Genomic DNA, 14,925 nt, shown 5'->3' on the forward strand with positions numbered 1-14,925 from the left:
CCGTCGGGTCGCCTCGGCGGATCCGTTCGCCGACCTCGGTCTCACGCCGGTGAGAAGGGCAGGCGTTCGCCGGCTATTCGTCGGCGAACTCGTCGAACGAGGTCGATTCGTGGCTGCGGACGAGTACCTCGTCGGTGATCGTCAACCCGAGGTCCGACAGTTCCTGTGCGACTGGCGTGATGTCCCGGTCAGTCTCGCCGACGGCGGTCACGAGCAGGTTCTCCTCGCCGGTGACCAGTTCCTGGACCGAGATGACCCCCGGAACCTCCAGCACCGACTCGAGGTACTCACCCCGCTCCGGGATCGGTGCCGTACAGAACAGCAGCATGCGGATCGGATACCCCGACTTCGTGTAGTCGATGTCGGCGGTGTAGCGTTTGATGATCCCTTCCGACTCGAGTCGCTGGATGCGTTTGCGGACCGTACTCGAGGAGGCCTCGGTTCGCTCGGCGATCTCGCTCGAGGAGAGGTTCCGCGCCTCCTCCTGCAGCGCGTACAGGATCTCCCGGTCGACCGCGTCGAGATCGTACTCGCTCATACGTCGTGTTTGGCGTGGAGAATATAAGGGACTTCGCCTGTCAGCACCCGCGATTCGTCGATCCCGGCGACGGAATCCGCGGTCGCCGACCCCGGCGACTGCGGCGTCGTCTGGCGATCGTGTGACCGCAGATCACGGGCCGGGACGAGCCGGAGCGTTTATACGTATCCGGCCAGTCTCTTTAGAGGCAATGGCGCAAGGAACCGTTGATTTCTTCAACGACACTGGCGGTTACGGCTTTATCGAGACTGAGGACGCGGACGACGACGTGTTCTTCCACATGGAAGACATCGGCGGCCCGGACCTCGAGGAAGGGCAGGAACTCGAGTTCGACATCGAGCAGGCCCCCAAGGGCCCGCGCGCGACGAACGTCGAGCGCCTGTAAGGGAGTAGCAACTGAACGCCAGTGTACGCCGCTCGCACGATTCCGTGCAAGCGGGTATAACTCGTTTCAGTTGGTACTCGGTTCGTAACGGTATCGGCACTTGATTGCAGTATTTTACACCGCGTAGCGACGGCGTCGGCAGTGGACGATGCATACAAGGGACGACCGGTCCTCGAACGCCGTATGGACCTCACGTCGGCCACCTGGACGGACGTCGCCGATCGCGAGTTCGACCTCGCAGTGGTGCCGGTCGGCAGCACGGAACAGCACGGCCCCCACGCGCCGCTGGGCACCGACGTACTCACGGCCGAGGCCGTCGCGGACGCCGTAGCCGATCGCAGCGACCGCGAGATCGTTCGGACGCCGGCGATCCCGATCGGCGTCGCCGAGGAACACCGCCAGTTCCCGGGGACGATGTGGGTCTCGCCGGAGACGTTTCGGGACTACGTCCGCGAGTCGGTCGCCAGCCTCGCCCACCACGGCATCGACCGCGTCGTCCTCGTCAACGGCCACGGCGGCAACGTCGACGCCCTCCGGGAGGTCGGCGCACGCCTCACCCGGGACGGAACGGCCTACACCGTCCCGTTCACCTGGTTCGACGCCGTCGGCGACCACTCGAGGGACATGGGCCACGGCGGCCCGCTCGAGACGGCACTCCTGCGACGAATCGCCCCGGACCTCGTGCAGGAAGATCGGATCGAGGAAGCCCGTACAGGTGCCGCCGACGGCTGGGGCGAGTGGGTCAGCCACGTGAACCTGGCCTACGACGCGGCGGCGTTCACCGAAAACGGCGTGGTCGGGGACCCGGCGGACGGATCCGCCGAGCGCGGCGAGGAACTGCTCGAGTTGGCGGCCGCGGCGCTCGAACGACTGTGCGAGGCCGTCGCCGAACGCGACGTCTCATCGCCGGAGCGGCGGGACGGCGGAACCTGACGACGCGACGTTACTCGTCTTCGCCCTCGTCGTCCGCCGCGGTCTCCTGTAGCGTCCCGCGGAGTTCCGGAACCGTCGCGGTGAGCTCGCCGACTTGCTCGCTCGCTTCCGAGAGGGTCTCGACGGTCGCTTCCAGTTCTTCGATCTCCTCCTCTAAGTCCTCGGCGTCGTCGAAGGCGTCGGCCCGCTGGCCCATCGTGAACCACTTCTTGGCGTCCCGGAGGTGCTCCTCGGCGTCGCCGGCGTCCAGCGCCGAGTTGAGGCCGTTGAGCACGCCGAGCACGTTGTCGGCGTCGGTCTCCCAGACGTCGTCCGCGTCGGGCAGGCTCTCCCAGGCGGCCTCGAGCGACCCTTCGACGTCCTCGCGCATCTCCGAGGCCGCTTCGCCGAACAGTTCCTCGTCGTCGCCGAGCGTCGCTTGACTCATGTCACCCACTTCACGGCCGCTCGGGTTAAAAGATCGCCCGAAAGTGAAAGTGAAACCAGGCTCGTGAGACCCCGTACACGACGAACGATGGTACGATTCCGAAAGGCTTCTCGAGGGACCGTGACGGGCGGTACCCCCGACCACCGAACCCGACCGCCGGCCAGTGGTCACCGACGCCGACCGACCGCGAGTGCCGCAATCGCGAGCGCGACCACGGCGACGGCGGGACCGAATCCGGGAATACCGTCGCCGCCGCCGTCGCCACCGCCCTCGGTACCGGACTCGACGGTCAACTGGTCGGGGAGTTCCTCGTGAAGGTGCCAGGTCGCGGTCGACCCGTCCGTCTCGAGGGCGTTGGTCTCGGTGACCTCGCCGGGCATCTCGACGACGACCGTACTGCCGCCGGCGGCATCGAGGTACGATTCGTCCAGCGGGCTCTCCTGGTACATCTGGGCCTCACCGCCCGTCATCTCGAAGGCGACGGTACCGTCCTCGACGGTCGTATCGACGTCGGACATCTCGTCGACGTCGATGTCGACCAGCGTGAACTCGACGACGTAGGCGTCGTCGGTGTCGCGTTCCTCGAGACCTTCGTAGTCGTCGATGCCGTTATCGTCCTCGACGTACGCGTTGGCCACTTGTTCACCGAGGCTGTCGACGTCGCCGAACGCGCTCAGGAAGTCCATCCCCTCTCCGATTCCGGGTGGCAGTTCCTGGACGACGTGCTGGGACTCGATTTCGCCGTCCGCCGTCACCGTGATCGCCACTTTCGAATCGCCCTCCTCCTGTGCGACGTGCGGCGTCGCGAACAGACCGATCGCGACTGCCGCGACGAGGACGACGCTCACCGCGAGGTAAACGCGTCCCGATCGTTCTCGATCCATATTAGTGTTATAAATTCAACCAGTCTTAGGACTTTTGTTCTCCGGACGAGCGGAGAACGGATCCGGCAGCGCGGAGGTCGAGCGCTACCGGTTCGGACCGTAGGGGAACGCGCTCTACGATGGCGGCGTGGGAACGCACAGTGCTACCGGCCGTCGTCGACGGTCCCGTCGTCCACCGAGACGACGCGCATCAGCGGGTAGCCGTCGTCCATCTCCATGCGCGCGAGCACCTCGCGGTCGCCGTCGGCGACCACGATTTCGACCTCGAGAAAGCGGCCGGTCAGTTCGACGTAGTCGGCCGCACCGGCCGCGAGAGCGGCCTCGAGTTCGGCCTCGCGGACGTCGACGGTGACCGACTCGCAGTAGGGCTGGTTCTCGATGGCCGATTCCATCGCGGTCGCGAGTTCCCGCGCGCTCTCGAGGGCGACCGGCGTTCCCGCGAACTGGTGGTACAGCGTTCCGAACTTGATGCCGGCCTCGAAACAGAGTTCCTCGGCCTCGGAAGGGGGCCTCCCGTCGCTCATAGGTCGACCTCGCCGGCCGGGCGCAAGGACGTTGCGATCCCCCTGCCGTGGGGCGGCGGTTCACTCGAGGGGCGAACCGCATGGTTCTTATCGACGCTGTCCCTGCCTCCACACGAATGGCACAGTCTGTCCTGCTTACCGGGGCTGCGGGCCGGGTCGGGCAGGCGATCCTCGGCGGTCTCGCGGACGACCCGGAGTACGAGTGGCGCCTGTTGGATCGCGACCCGCCGACGGAGGACCACCCGGGCGAGTTCGTCGTCGCGGACATCACCGACGACGAGGCTGTCCGTGAGGCGATGGACGGGATCGACGCCGTGATCCACCTCGCGGGCGATCCGCGGAAGACCGCCCCGTGGGACAGCGTCCTGACGAACAACATCGACGGCACCCAGACGGTCTACGAGGCCGCCGTCGACGCGGGCGTCGAGAAGGTCGCGTTCGCCTCCTCCAATCACGCCGTCGGCCACTACGAGACCGACGAGCGTACCCCCGAGATGTACCGCACGCACGACGATTACCTGCTGGACGGGACCGAACAGCCCCGCCCCGGCAACCTCTACGGCGTCTCGAAGGTCGCCGGCGAGTCGCTCGGACGCTACTACCACGACGAGTACGGCCTCTCGGTCGTCTGCGTCCGCATCGGTAACCTCACGAAGAACCACCCGCCGATCGACTACGAGCGCGGCCAGGCCATGTGGCTCTCCTACCGCGACTGCGCGCACCTGTTCGACCGCTGCGTCACGGCCGACTACGGCTACGAGATCGTCTACGGAATTAGCGACAACGACCGGAAGTACTACTCGCTCGAGCGCGCCCGCGAGGTCCTGGGGTACGAGCCGCAGGACAACTCCGCCGAACACGACTGACTCCCTCGTCTCGAGCAGCTACGAACCCACTCGAGGGGCGACACGATGCTCGAAAAAATCGCCCGGGAACTGCCGCCCGACGATCACTCGCAGGTCGGGCTACAGGCCTCTTTCTGCGCCGCGTTGGCGTCCGGGTACGCTTTGAACTCCGTTCCACACTCGTCGCAGGTGACGGTAACGAAGTCGGACATGGTTCGAGCGACGATTGGCACGCGAGCAGGAAAAGTCACGGGGTTCGGAACGCCTCGAGCCGGCGACCGTCGTCGCCCGCCGACGGTTCGGGACCGTCAGAACAGCCCGTCGACGTCCGCTTCGCGTGACTGCCGTCGGCCGACGTGTTGCGTCAGCCGCCGGTAGACGATTCCCCGGTGGTCGTCCTCGCGGACGAAGTCGAACAGCAGCGAGATGAACCGACTGTCGTCCTCGCCGGCAGCCAGATCAGACCGGGCGTACTCGCGGGCAGCCTCGAGCGGCTCGGGATCGTACCCCAGTTCCTCGCCGAGGACCACCGCCGCGATAGCCGTCGGCTCGAACCCGAGGTCCGCGAGCGTTGGGGCGTCGCCGTCGTGCTCCAGGACGGGCGGCCGCCGGCGTTCGATCAGTTCCGGATCGGCCGCTAGCGTTTCGAGGAACGCCCGGATCGGCGGCAGCCGAACGTCGCGGTGGTCGGCGGACAGCCCCGCGAGGTAGTCGCCGGCGCTGTCGGCCAGCCCGGTCGCTCCCACCCAGTTGCCCTCGCGGGCGTGGTGGACCGCCGCGGAGAACTGAATCAACCCGTGGAGCAGCCGCTCGTCGTCGGTCCCCGACTCGAGGTCGAGCCAGCGATCCTCCCAGGCGTCGTGGGCCGCGTGGTAGTAGCCGTCGTTGAAGACGGCCGTGCCCGCCCGAAGCCGCTCGTCCATACCTCACCTCCGGGCTCGAGCCTCGAAGGCGTATCGCTGTATGCTGTCGCCGACGAGTCCAATGCGAGGACGACAGGAGTGACGAAGGGAGGCCGCAGGCGACACGGGGTTTCATGCCGGTTGGCGTCGAACGGCGGTGGCATGGACCCCATCTCGCTTGGCGTTCCGGAGCCGATCCTCGAGCGACTGCCCGACGACGACGCGGACGCCGCGGCCGACATGCAGGAGGCCGTGGCGGGCTGGGAACGGCGGCTCAATCGGGCGATCGAGGAGGCCGACGACGAACGCGAGGCCGCCGGGCGGGTGCTCGAGGCGATCGATCGGTTCGAGGAACGGTACGAGACCTACGACGAGCTGGTGCCCGAACTGCGGGCCTGGGGCCAGTCGCCCATCTACGCCATCGCGTGGCGGACCCTGTACGCCGACGTGATCGCCCAGTTGTACGACCACGACGACCTCGGCGACCATCTCGAGCGCGAGCGCAACGCCCGGCTGGTCGCCGACGGCATACGGCTCCGGGATCTGTGAGGGTTCAATTGCCGGCAGCAATCACAACCCCCGGGCCGGCATACTGGAGCTATGGCGTCGCATCCCGCCGCTATCACCGACCCCTTCGACGAGCAGACGATCACAGCCGTCACGAGGGCAACCGAACCCCACGTGACGCCGATCCGGATCGACTCCGATGCGGCCGACGCGCGGTTGCCGATGGACACCGAATCCACCCCCGCCGAGGTACACGGCGACGAGGGAGCCGACGCGACCGACGAAAGCTAGGGGTGCAACATGGGTCCGCTCAACCTGATGCTCCCCACGCATCTCGCGGTCGGCTATCTGGGAGGCGTCTACAGCCGGTTTCCCGTCACCGCGCTAGTGATCGGCTCGGCGTTGCCCGACGTCGTCGGCCGGCCACTGTACTGGGCCGGACTGACGCCGGCCCCGCACACCGTGGCTCACTCGCTCGCGGTCGCGATCCCGGTTAGTCTGGCGCTGATCGCGCTCGCCGGACGACGAGGCGTCGCACTCGCGATCGGTTGGTTGGTGCACATCGTGACGGACGCGGTGAACGTCCTGACGACGCAGGGTCTCGCGCTGGTCCCCGACTACGTCCTCTGGCTGCGCCCGGATCCCGAGCCGACGATGCCTGACGTCGCCGTGACGCTCGAGTTACCGCTGAGCGACGTCGGGCATACCCTCCACCCGGTGATGCTGGTCGTCGAGTTCGTCGTGCTCTGCTGGGCGCTGACGATCGTCGGCCGCCGGCAGGTCCTCGACCTGCGCCGATCGGCCGACTCGCGGTGAGTGACACCGCCCCCGAACGGCAACGTATTATTCGATCGCGGGAGTACGTGCCGACATGGCCGATTCCGAATCGACGCCGGCACCGGAGCCACTGGTTCGAGACGGCGACGCGATCGAGTACGAGACCGTCGACGCGGCCGACGGCCTCGAGAAGGGCGTACTCATCGACGAGTCCGATGGCGCACCGACGTTCGCGATCCGCCGGTTCGTCCTCGAGGCCGGCGGCGAGGTGCCGCCCCACACGAACGCCGTCGAACACGAACAGTACGTCCTCGAGGGCGAGTACACGGTCGGCATCGGTGCGCCTGCCGATCCCGACGGCGAGACCTACGAGGTGTCGGCGGGCGACTCGTTGCTGATCCCCGCCGGGACGGTCCACTGGTATCGCAACGACGGCGACGAACCGGGGGCGTTCCTCTGTGCGGTCCCCAACGGCGACGACGAGATCGTTCTGCAGGAGGAGTGAGGCCGGACGCGGCTCGTCGCAGCCCCCGGTTTAGTAACTGCACGGATCGAGGCGAGCGGCTATCGGCCTCGAGTCCGATCCGTCGATCGATGCAGTCGCTTCCGGCCCTCGTCGAACCGGCGATCTACGTCTACCTTCTCGGCGTCGCGGCGCTCGGCTGTGCCCTCTACGGCCGGCTCTGGCTGACGCATCGTCGAACGGGCGAGAACGGGGGAGCCCCGGGCTCACGCTCGAACGGATAGCCGGAGCCGTCGGTAAGGGAGTCAGTCGACGAGCGCCGGCCAGTCGCGGACCGACCCCCCGTGTTCGACCGCGAACGCCTCCGCGTCGTCGACCGACGAGAACGGAACGATCGCTTCGCCCATCGCACCTTCCACGCCGCTATCGACGACGTAAGACAGGTCCGTCGCGTCGGCGAAGGCGTCAGCCTCCACGTGCGTCGAGACGTACGTCGTCCCGTCGCGTTCCTCGAGTTCGTAGTCGGCCGTCGAGTAGTCGGTGACGAACGCCGCGCGGAGCTCCCGGTCCCGGGCGAGTTGCTCCTCGTGGTAGGTGAGCAGTTCGGCGACGCTGTCGAACCACGCCGGTCCGTCGCGATCCGCGGGCTCGCCGTCGGCGTAGAACAGCTGTCCGGCGGGCCCGTAGTGGTCCGCGATCACCATCCCGCAGACGTCACAGGCCTGGCCGTCGGCCAGCGCGATCGGTTCGGCCGGCGGTTCGTCGCCGTCGCCGTCGTCGCCCGTACAGCCGGCCAGCCCGGCGGCGAGCAACGCTCCGGTTCCCGCGAGGAGGCGACGGCGCGACCGATCGGGACTCCCACAGCCGCGGTCGCGGCCGGATCGACTCGAGCGGGTCACAGGCGTCGCCTCCGGATCGCGAGGGCCGCGAGCGCGATCGGCAGGACGATCCAGGCGACCAGCGCGACCGCGAGCACGGCCGTCGAGAGGCCGGCCTCGGCCAGCACCGACGCGAAGCCGGCGTCGCCCGCCGCGCCCAGCGAGCCGAGAACCAGCGCCCGGAAGACGCCGGTCGGGTTCGCCACGAGCAGCGCGGAGACGGCCGTCTCCGAGAGGTCGAACGCCGCGATCACGCCGAGGCCGAGCAGGTCGTGGACGAGGACGAACCACGCCCAGATCAGCAGCGAGGCCCCGAGCGCGTGGGTCTTCTCGCGGGCCAGCGTCGACACCAGCACGGCGATCGCGAGGAACGCCAGACCCAGGCCGACGGCGGCCAGCAGGAAGCGCACGTAGGCGTCGAATCCGCCGAGACCGAACTCCTGCAACAGGAAGCCGCCCGCGACCCCGAAGCCGACGATCGTCGCGCTCGCGAGCACGACCGCCCGGCCCAGTGCCGTCCCGACGACGAGCCAGGAACGATCGACCGGCAGGGCAAACAGCGTCTGGAGCCAGCCGCTCTCCTCCCGGCCCACCACGGCGTCGTATCCGAAGGCGAGCGCCGCCAGCGGGACGAGATAAACCGCGAGCACGGCCAGGCTGGCGACCGTTCGCTCGAACCCCTCGGGGCTGACGCTCGAGCCGCTGAACGTCGTCAACCCGAGGGCGAAAGCGGCGAAGATCGCGGTCAGGGCGATCGCCCACCGGCCGCGAACCGCGAGCCGGTACTCCGTCTCGGCGACGACCAGCAGCTGTCGGTACCAGTCGCCGGACGCGCTCTCCCGGTCGACCGCCGCGGCGGTCGTCGTCTCGTACCCCCCGTCGGGCCTCGGCGTCCGCCCGTCACGCTCGCGGTCGTCCGCCGTATGCGGGCCGTTCATGACGTACTCACCTCCGCGGAGTCGGTCCCGGTCCGTGCCTCGGGTACCGCGGCGTCGTCCGCCCCGAGCGCCTCGTGGAACGCCGCCTCCAGTCCGGGTTCGCGGACCTCGAAGCGGTCGACCAGGGCCGGCTCGAGCGTCGAGAGGCGCTCGAGCGCGTCGTCGCGATCGCAGACGACCTCGATCGCGTCGCCGTCGTCGGTCACCGCGCCCCAGTCCTGGACGGCTTCCAGTAGCCGGTCGCGCTCGCGGCTGCCGGGATCGCCGACCGGGTCCAGCGAGACGGTCACGCCGTCGCCGGCGTCAGCACGCAGTTCGTCGATGGGGCCGACCGCGCGCAACTCGCCGTCCTGGAAGATCGCGATCTCGTCGCAGAGCCGCTCTACCTCCCCCAGAACGTGCGAGGAGAGGACGACCGTGGCGTCGGTCTCGCGGCCGATCCGCTCGATGATCTCGTGGAACGTCGCGACGCCGCGGGGGTCGAGCCCGGCGGTCGGCTCGTCGAGCACCAGCACCGGCGGCTCGGCGAGCAGCGTCGCCGCCAGGCCGAGCCGTCTGCCCATCCCGTTCGAGTAGCCCTCGACGGGACGGTCGGCGGCGTCGGCCAGGTCGACCGTCTCGAGCGCGTCGTCGATGCGCTCCCGGCGGGCGTCGAGCCCGCGGATGCGTGCGTGGACGTCGAGCACCTCGCGGCCGGTCATCGCCGACGGGAAGCCGGCGTGTTCGGGCAGGAAGGCCACCCGTTCGCGGACGCGGTGCCCCGCCTGCTGTACGTCGAGGCCGCCGACCTCGATCCGGCCCGCGTCGGGCCGGTCGTGGCCGACCAGCAGCTCGAAGAGCGTCGTCTTGCCCGCGCCGTTCGTCCCGAGGACGCCGAACGTCGACCCGGACGGGATCTCGAAGGACGGTCCGTCCAGGGCGACGACATCGCCGTATCGCTTGCGTACGTCAGTGATCGTGATCTGCATAGTAGTCCCTCCAGTTGTCGTGTGGCGGCTCGGCCAGCGGTCGCTGATCGACGATGCCGGGCGACTCGACGACCGGGAACGAGCTCTCGGCCAGCCGCACCGCATCGAACGCCGGACTCTCCGCGAACACCGCCGCCTGCGGGTGCTCGTGGGTCAGCCGCTCGACGGCCCCGGCAGGGCGGTAGCGCGTGTCGCCGATCCCGTCCTCGTCGAGGTCGACCGTCCGAGCGTCCGCCCAGTAGTTGCCCCGCTCGGTACCGTTCCAGCTGGTCTGCGAGGTGGTCTCGGCGAACGCGGCCTCGTCGTTGCCGAGGAAGCTGTTTCCGGTTACCAGCTCGCCGCTGCTGCCGGCCGTGATGTGAACGCCGACCGCGTTCTCGAGCAGGAGGTTGTCCGTGAGTCGGTTGTCCTGGGCGTTGTACACGTACAGGCCGTTATCGTTGCCGACGAGTTCGTTGCCGACGATCTCGCTGTCCTCGACGTCCTTCAGCAGGATGCCGTGGCCGCTCGTGCCGTCGTTGTTGACCGCGACGTTGCCCCGCATCGTCAGGTCGTACGACACCATCAGCGCGTAGCCGACGTCGTTGTCGAACGCGACGTTGCCCTCGAGGACGTTGTCGTTCGAGTACATGTAGTGGACGCCGTAGCGCATGTCCCACATCGCGTTCTCGGCGGCGTGGATACCCTCGGCCCACTGGTAGTAGATGCCGTCGCGAACCGTCGTGATCGAATTGTTCCGGAGTTCGGCGTCGGTCGTCTCCCAGAGGTGGATGCCGTTGCCCCGCTGGACCGTCTGGACGTCCTCGCGACCCGCGATGCGGCTGTCCTCGACGGTCACGTCGTCGACGCTCCCGATCCAGATCCCGAACGCGATCTCGGTCAGCCGCAGCTCCGAGAGCGTCGCGCTCGAGCCGTTCACGAGGACGCCGCTGTCGTCGACGTTCTTGTCGTAGCCGGAGTTACGGATCCAGACGCCTTCGACGGTCACGTCGTCGGCGACGACCTCGACGACCGTCCCCTCCTCGCCACCGTCGATCACCGCGGCGTCGCGCTCGACGGCCTCGAGCGTCACGCCCGGCGTATCGACGGTGACGCGTTCGTCGAACCGTCCCTCGAGGACGATCGTCTCCCCTGGCTCGGCGGCGTCGACGGCCGCCTGCACGGAGTCGAACTCGCGGTCGCCGACCGTCGCGACGCCGTCGCCGGCGGGCTCCTCGACGTCGTGAACGTCCGGCACGTCCGGGCTCCAGCCCTCGACGCGTCGCTCGCCGCTCGAGTCCTCGGTCGCGGCGACGGCGGCACCGGCAAGTGACGCGACGAGGACGACCGCGGCGAGAGCGGCGAAGTAGCGTTCGGTCACGATTACTCACCCTCCGGACCGGTCGGTCGGTCGTCGGTTGCGTTCGATCCCTCCGCGATCGGTTCGGACGCGTTCTGCGCGGCCGGTCGATCGTCCGCCGGTCGATCGTCGTCGGTCGGGGGCTCGTCGCTCGCGTCGCCGTCGGCCCCCCGTCGTCGAACGCGGTCCCGGAGCCGACTCCAGCCGCTCCGGACGAGCGCAGGCGCGTCCGTAATCGTCGCCGGCGAGTCCCGCAGGACGACGGCGACGGCCAACAGGCCGACGCCGGCCACGAGCAGGTAGCCGCCGGGGCCGAGCCAGGCGGTCCCGTCGATGTTGGCGACCCCGTAGTCACCCAACAGCGGCGGCGTGAAGCCGTCGACGCCGTTCAGCGGTGCGTCCGGATCGAGCGTATGGCCGGCCTGGTAGAGCCGGAACTGGATGATCGCAGCCATCGCCCCGAAGACCGCGATCGTCCCGCCGAACAGGGCGACCAGGCCGCGCTCGAGTTTCCCGGTCGGGAGCAGCGAGACGATGGTGGCCGCCGCGGCCATCCCGACGAACGCGACCGGACCGAGGACCCACTCGGGGACGTCGATGGCCTTCTCGTGGACGGCGTAGTTGGGATCGACGTACACCGGATCCGGGTAGTAGAACCCGACGTACTTGTTGAGCGACGCGACTTCCTGGAAGTCACCGGCGATCCTCGGGTAGGGGTACAGTTCGACGACCAGCGTCTGCACGTACTGGGGAGCCTCGAACGTGATCCGCCACACCGGCATCGTCAGCGCGAGCACGAACAGTCCCGCCGCTGTCAACGGGAGGGCGCGTCGGAGTTCGGCCAGTTTGCCGAGGCGGGACGTGGACATGTGTGATCACTCCGCGGGTTCGACGATCAGTCGCGAACGCATCTCGAGGTGCAGTGCGCTGCAGAAGAACGCACAGTACATCCAGTAGACGCCGGGCTCGTCGGCCGTAAACGTCACCTCGCGGGTCTCCTGCGGTGCGAGCTTGATGTTGACGTCGTGCTCGGGGATCGCCAGCGAGTGGAGGATGTCCTGGGTCGTCTCGATGTTGGTGACGGTGAACGTCACCTCGTCGCCCTCCTGGACGGTGACGTCGTGGAAGCCGAACTCGTTTCGCTGCGAGCCCATCTTCACGTGGACGCGACCGTCCTCACGGACGATTTCGGACTCGTCGAACTCGACGTACTCCTCGTCGTAGTCCGCGGGGTCGTAGACGTCGGCTGGATCGATCTTGTCGGCGCTGACGATCGAGGCGTCGTGGGGTTCGGCGTACGAGGGCGTATCCTTCACGAGTTGCATTCCCTCCTCGTCGTCGCCGATGTAGATCAGCTGGTCGTTCTCGGGCTTCATCGGCCCCACGTTGAGGAACCGATCCTTCGAGAGCTTGTTCAGCGAGATCAGCCAGTCGCCCTGCGGATCGGCCGTGTACGACTCCGATGCGATCAGGTGCCCGGGGTTGTAGTGGACGTCGATCTTCTCGACGACCGCCGGCGACTCGTTGTCGCCGTTGGGCTCCGGCTCCTCGTCCGGGTACGCCTCGACCGCTCGCTCGATGTCCCACTTGACGACGTCGGAGTCGATGAACAGCGTCGTGTACGCGTGACCGCGGCCGTCGTAGGCGGTGTGTAGCGGTCCCATCCCGAGGTTCGGACGGCCGACGATCGCGTCGTTCGGATCGTCGACCTCGCCGAGTTGCTCGATGTCGATGATCGAACACGTCGGATCGAGCTTCCCGCTGGCGATGGCGTACTTGTTGTCCGGGGTGACGCTGACGCCGTGCGGACTCTTCGAGACGTCGAGGTACCGAACGATGGGGCGGTCACCGTCGTTCAGCGGGCTGTCTCGGGTGCCGTCGACGACGGGAACGCCGCCGATCTCGTCGTACTCGCCGTTCTCGACGGCCTCCTCGATCGCGGGGACGTCGAAGGCTTTCACCCAGTCGGTGTCGGACGCCGACATCTCGCTCACGGTGGTGGCGTTCTCGCTGTTGTAGCCCGTCGCGAAGAACCAGCGGCCGTCTTTGCCACCGTCGCCGTTGTCCATGTTGCCGTCGACCAGCACTTCCCACTCGACGTTCATCGTCTCGGGATCGATCGCCGCGATGGTCGACGTGTAGCTGTCGGGGTCGTCCAGGTCCCGCCCGTCGTTGGGCATCGGGACGCGGAACTCGCCGACGCCGAAGACGTACTTCGTGTCCGGCAGCAGACAGCAGGCCCCGTGGGTCCCCTGCTGGTTCGGGATGTCGACGATCGCGTCCGTCTCGAAGTACTTCAGGTTGATCCGTGCCATCCGGCCGTTGGCCTTGTCGTTGACGAACGCCCAGCGGCCGTCGTAGTCGTTGTCCGTCTGACTGATTCGAGGGTGGTGGGTGTCGCCCCACGTGTAGCCGCCGCTCTCCTCGAGCATCTCGCTGGTTCGGTCGTCGAAACCGTAGCCGCGAGCGCTCTCCCGGCCGAAGACGGGAATGCGCATCAACTGGCGCATCGACGGCACGCCGTAGACGCGAATCTCGCCGGAGTGGCCCCCGGAGAGGAAGGCGTAGTAGTCGTCGTGTTCTCCCGGCGGGACGTAGGCGTCGACGTCGCCGGCGGACGCCAGGCCGTCGTCGCCGTCGTCGAGTACGCCGGTACAGCCGGCGAGTGAGCCCATCGCACCGACGGCTGCGCCGGCTTTCATGAAGTTACGTCGCGGAATGCGGTCGAACAGCGGTTCTCGGTCGGCCGACTCGTCGCCCGATTCCCCCTCGATTGCAGTATGTTCGTCGGTCATGGTAGGCGGACGTCGGAGACCTCGAACGGGCTCCGACCATCACAGGTCGAACGTCGGTACTACAGGTATTAGAGCGACGCAGCAATTCCAACTCACCGAGAGTAATTCCTACCGGGTAGGAAGACACGCAAACGTGTTCGGGAAAACGCTGGTAGGTGACGAGCGATCGATCGGCCGTCGCGAGCGGGGTCGCGACGCCACCCAGTCGCATTCGAAACCCAGTACCGAGTTCCCGGCGCAACCGCTACGGATCAGCGTTGCACCGGATCGTCGGACAGGAGGAGTCTCACCGATCCTCGGGCCGGAAGATGCGGTACGCGCCCTGCCCGGTGGCGACCTCGCGGGTCTGGCCGTCGGGGGTCGTGCTCTCGACGGTGATCTCGCTGACGCCGACGCTCCGACCGACGCGGATCACGTCAGCGGTCGCCGAGAGATCGCCCGTCGCGGGCCGCAGGTAGTTGACGTTCAGGTTGATCGTCGCAATCCGAGCCCCGAATGGATCGTCGAGTTTCGTTCGCAACACGAGTCCGCCCACGGTGTCGATCAGGGTGGCGGCCACCCCGCCGTGGATGTCCGCCCGTTCGTCGCCGCTGCCGGGCCGGGTGTTGGTCAGTTTGTCGTCGTACGGTGCCGCGAGTGTCATCGTTCCCGTCTCGACGTTCTCGACGGTCGTGCCGAGCCACGAGAGGAACTCCTGGTGTTCGTCGATGAAGTACTGCAGCAACGACTCGAGGTCGTCGAACTCCTCGATCACGTCCTGGAAGTCGGTCATGGAACGGGCTCCGTTCGGGAGTGTCTTTACCGCAACGTTTCCCGCTCGAT

The 14,925-nt window shown here is 67.8% G+C and carries 20 protein-coding genes; 8 read left to right on the plus strand and 12 right to left on the minus strand.

Annotation, left to right across the window (positions count from 1 at the left end; translation table 11 throughout):
- Positions 1–73 precede the first annotated feature (73 nt).
- On the minus strand, positions 74–538 hold the full coding sequence (locus TX79_RS15940) for an Lrp/AsnC family transcriptional regulator (RefSeq protein ID WP_049928636.1): 465 nt from the start codon (positions 536–538) through the stop codon (positions 74–76).
- Between the two features lie 190 nt (positions 539–728).
- Between TX79_RS15940 and TX79_RS15945 the strand changes: the two genes are divergently transcribed.
- Entirely contained in the window at positions 729–923 is a 195-nt protein-coding gene (locus TX79_RS15945) for a cold-shock protein (RefSeq protein WP_006184028.1), read from the plus strand.
- A 183-nt stretch (positions 924–1,106) separates the two neighbouring features.
- Positions 1,107–1,856, plus strand: coding sequence for a creatininase family protein (locus TX79_RS15950; RefSeq protein ID WP_049928637.1), 750 nt, complete (start codon positions 1,107–1,109; stop codon positions 1,854–1,856).
- Between the two features lie 10 nt (positions 1,857–1,866).
- On the opposite strand, the gene TX79_RS15955 is transcribed toward TX79_RS15950, so the two are convergent.
- The 3 genes from TX79_RS15955 to TX79_RS15965 form a co-directional block, all read right to left on the minus strand.
- Positions 1,867–2,283 (minus strand): DUF5790 family protein, encoded by a 417-nt coding sequence (locus TX79_RS15955; protein WP_049928638.1) that lies wholly within the window; start codon positions 2,281–2,283, stop codon positions 1,867–1,869.
- Between the two features lie 167 nt (positions 2,284–2,450).
- Positions 2,451–3,167, minus strand: a complete 717-nt coding sequence (locus TX79_RS15960) for an LppM family (lipo)protein (RefSeq protein ID WP_049928639.1) — start codon at positions 3,165–3,167, stop codon at positions 2,451–2,453.
- Positions 3,168–3,310: 143 nt separating this feature from the next.
- Positions 3,311–3,691: a dihydroneopterin aldolase family protein gene (locus TX79_RS15965; protein ID WP_049928640.1), complete on the minus strand. Its 381-nt coding sequence runs from the start codon at positions 3,689–3,691 to the stop codon at positions 3,311–3,313.
- Positions 3,692–3,807: 116 nt separating this feature from the next.
- On the opposite strand from TX79_RS15965, the gene azf reads away from it, so the two are divergent.
- On the plus strand, positions 3,808–4,557 hold the full coding sequence (gene azf, locus TX79_RS15970) for an NAD-dependent glucose-6-phosphate dehydrogenase Azf (protein WP_049928641.1): 750 nt from the start codon (positions 3,808–3,810) through the stop codon (positions 4,555–4,557).
- 287 nt (positions 4,558–4,844) lie between these two features.
- Here the strand turns inward: azf and TX79_RS15975 are convergent, their stop codons facing one another.
- A complete protein-coding gene (locus tag TX79_RS15975; protein WP_049928642.1) occupies positions 4,845–5,459 on the minus strand; it encodes a DUF309 domain-containing protein in 615 nt (204 codons plus the stop codon).
- Between the two features lie 141 nt (positions 5,460–5,600).
- Here TX79_RS15975 and TX79_RS15980 point away from each other — a divergent pair, with 141 nt between their 5' ends.
- The 5 genes from TX79_RS15980 to TX79_RS19745 all read left to right on the plus strand — a co-directional run bounded on the left by TX79_RS15980 (position 5,601) and on the right by TX79_RS19745 (position 7,469).
- Entirely contained in the window at positions 5,601–5,987 is a 387-nt protein-coding gene (locus TX79_RS15980; protein WP_049928643.1) for a hypothetical protein, read from the plus strand.
- Between the two features lie 51 nt (positions 5,988–6,038).
- On the plus strand, positions 6,039–6,236 hold the full coding sequence (locus TX79_RS15985; RefSeq protein ID WP_049928644.1) for a hypothetical protein: 198 nt from the start codon (positions 6,039–6,041) through the stop codon (positions 6,234–6,236).
- 9 nt (positions 6,237–6,245) lie between these two features.
- The gene (locus TX79_RS15990; RefSeq protein WP_049928645.1) at positions 6,246–6,761 is read left to right on the plus strand and encodes a hydrolase; all 516 of its coding nucleotides are present in this window, start codon (positions 6,246–6,248) and stop codon (positions 6,759–6,761) included.
- Positions 6,762–6,816: 55 nt separating this feature from the next.
- The gene (locus TX79_RS15995) at positions 6,817–7,227 is read left to right on the plus strand and encodes a cupin domain-containing protein (protein ID WP_049928646.1); all 411 of its coding nucleotides are present in this window, start codon (positions 6,817–6,819) and stop codon (positions 7,225–7,227) included.
- Positions 7,228–7,316: 89 nt separating this feature from the next.
- Positions 7,317–7,469, plus strand: coding sequence for a hypothetical protein (locus tag TX79_RS19745; RefSeq protein ID WP_195892524.1), 153 nt, complete (start codon positions 7,317–7,319; stop codon positions 7,467–7,469).
- A gap of 21 nt (positions 7,470–7,490) precedes the next feature.
- Here the strand turns inward: TX79_RS19745 and TX79_RS16000 are convergent, their stop codons facing one another.
- From TX79_RS16000 to TX79_RS16030, 7 genes are all read right to left on the minus strand, one after another.
- Complete coding sequence (locus TX79_RS16000; protein WP_049928647.1) at positions 7,491–8,084, minus strand: nitrous oxide reductase accessory protein NosL; 594 nt, start codon at positions 8,082–8,084, stop codon at positions 7,491–7,493.
- Positions 8,081–9,001: an ABC transporter permease gene (locus TX79_RS16005; protein ID WP_049928648.1), complete on the minus strand. Its 921-nt coding sequence runs from the start codon at positions 8,999–9,001 to the stop codon at positions 8,081–8,083. The genes TX79_RS16000 and TX79_RS16005 overlap by 4 nt, the downstream gene beginning before the upstream one ends.
- Positions 8,998–9,969, minus strand: a complete 972-nt coding sequence (locus tag TX79_RS16010) for an ABC transporter ATP-binding protein (RefSeq protein WP_049928649.1) — start codon at positions 9,967–9,969, stop codon at positions 8,998–9,000. The genes TX79_RS16005 and TX79_RS16010 overlap by 4 nt, the downstream gene beginning before the upstream one ends.
- Positions 9,950–11,329, minus strand: a complete 1,380-nt coding sequence (gene nosD / locus TX79_RS16015; RefSeq protein WP_049928650.1) for a nitrous oxide reductase family maturation protein NosD — start codon at positions 11,327–11,329, stop codon at positions 9,950–9,952. Before nosD ends, TX79_RS16010 begins: the two co-directional genes overlap by 20 nt.
- A 2-nt stretch (positions 11,330–11,331) precedes the next feature.
- Positions 11,332–12,177: a hypothetical protein gene (locus tag TX79_RS16020; RefSeq protein ID WP_049928651.1), complete on the minus strand. Its 846-nt coding sequence runs from the start codon at positions 12,175–12,177 to the stop codon at positions 11,332–11,334.
- A gap of 6 nt (positions 12,178–12,183) precedes the next feature.
- Positions 12,184–14,103, minus strand: a complete 1,920-nt coding sequence (gene nosZ, locus TX79_RS16025; protein ID WP_049928652.1) for a TAT-dependent nitrous-oxide reductase — start codon at positions 14,101–14,103, stop codon at positions 12,184–12,186.
- A gap of 286 nt (positions 14,104–14,389) precedes the next feature.
- Positions 14,390–14,875 carry a PaaI family thioesterase gene (locus TX79_RS16030; protein ID WP_049928653.1) on the minus strand — a complete coding sequence of 162 codons (486 nt, stop codon included), beginning with the start codon at positions 14,873–14,875 and terminating at the stop codon, positions 14,390–14,392.
- Positions 14,876–14,925 lie beyond the last annotated feature (50 nt).

This window comes from Halopiger goleimassiliensis (assembly GCF_000455345.1).
Classification (GTDB): Archaea; Halobacteriota; Halobacteria; order Halobacteriales; family Natrialbaceae; genus Halopiger_A; species Halopiger_A goleimassiliensis.

Excerpts from the sequence above, each read along its gene's own strand:
- TX79_RS15990 (WP_049928645.1), top strand. The coding sequence starts at position 6,246 with ATGGGTCCGCTCAACCTGATGCTCCCCACGCATCTCGCGGTCGGCTAT.
- TX79_RS15960 (WP_049928639.1), bottom strand. The coding sequence starts at position 3,167 with ATGGATCGAGAACGATCGGGACGCGTTTACCTCGCGGTGAGCGTCGTC.
- TX79_RS15940 (WP_049928636.1), bottom strand. The coding sequence starts at position 538 with ATGAGCGAGTACGATCTCGACGCGGTCGACCGGGAGATCCTGTACGCG.
- TX79_RS15965 (WP_049928640.1), bottom strand. The coding sequence starts at position 3,691 with ATGAGCGACGGGAGGCCCCCTTCCGAGGCCGAGGAACTCTGTTTCGAG.
- TX79_RS16030 (WP_049928653.1), bottom strand. The coding sequence starts at position 14,875 with ATGACCGACTTCCAGGACGTGATCGAGGAGTTCGACGACCTCGAGTCG.
- TX79_RS19745 (WP_195892524.1), top strand. The coding sequence starts at position 7,317 with ATGCAGTCGCTTCCGGCCCTCGTCGAACCGGCGATCTACGTCTACCTT.
- TX79_RS15975 (WP_049928642.1), bottom strand. The coding sequence starts at position 5,459 with ATGGACGAGCGGCTTCGGGCGGGCACGGCCGTCTTCAACGACGGCTAC.
- TX79_RS15995 (WP_049928646.1), top strand. The coding sequence starts at position 6,817 with ATGGCCGATTCCGAATCGACGCCGGCACCGGAGCCACTGGTTCGAGAC.
- azf (WP_049928641.1), top strand. The coding sequence starts at position 3,808 with ATGGCACAGTCTGTCCTGCTTACCGGGGCTGCGGGCCGGGTCGGGCAG.
- TX79_RS15985 (WP_049928644.1), top strand. The coding sequence starts at position 6,039 with ATGGCGTCGCATCCCGCCGCTATCACCGACCCCTTCGACGAGCAGACG.
- TX79_RS15980 (WP_049928643.1), top strand. The coding sequence starts at position 5,601 with ATGGACCCCATCTCGCTTGGCGTTCCGGAGCCGATCCTCGAGCGACTG.
- nosZ (WP_049928652.1), bottom strand. The coding sequence starts at position 14,103 with ATGACCGACGAACATACTGCAATCGAGGGGGAATCGGGCGACGAGTCG.
- TX79_RS15945 (WP_006184028.1), top strand. The coding sequence starts at position 729 with ATGGCGCAAGGAACCGTTGATTTCTTCAACGACACTGGCGGTTACGGC.
- TX79_RS16005 (WP_049928648.1), bottom strand. The coding sequence starts at position 9,001 with ATGAACGGCCCGCATACGGCGGACGACCGCGAGCGTGACGGGCGGACG.
- TX79_RS15950 (WP_049928637.1), top strand. The coding sequence starts at position 1,107 with ATGGACCTCACGTCGGCCACCTGGACGGACGTCGCCGATCGCGAGTTC.
- TX79_RS15955 (WP_049928638.1), bottom strand. The coding sequence starts at position 2,283 with ATGAGTCAAGCGACGCTCGGCGACGACGAGGAACTGTTCGGCGAAGCG.
- TX79_RS16020 (WP_049928651.1), bottom strand. The coding sequence starts at position 12,177 with ATGTCCACGTCCCGCCTCGGCAAACTGGCCGAACTCCGACGCGCCCTC.
- TX79_RS16010 (WP_049928649.1), bottom strand. The coding sequence starts at position 9,969 with ATGCAGATCACGATCACTGACGTACGCAAGCGATACGGCGATGTCGTC.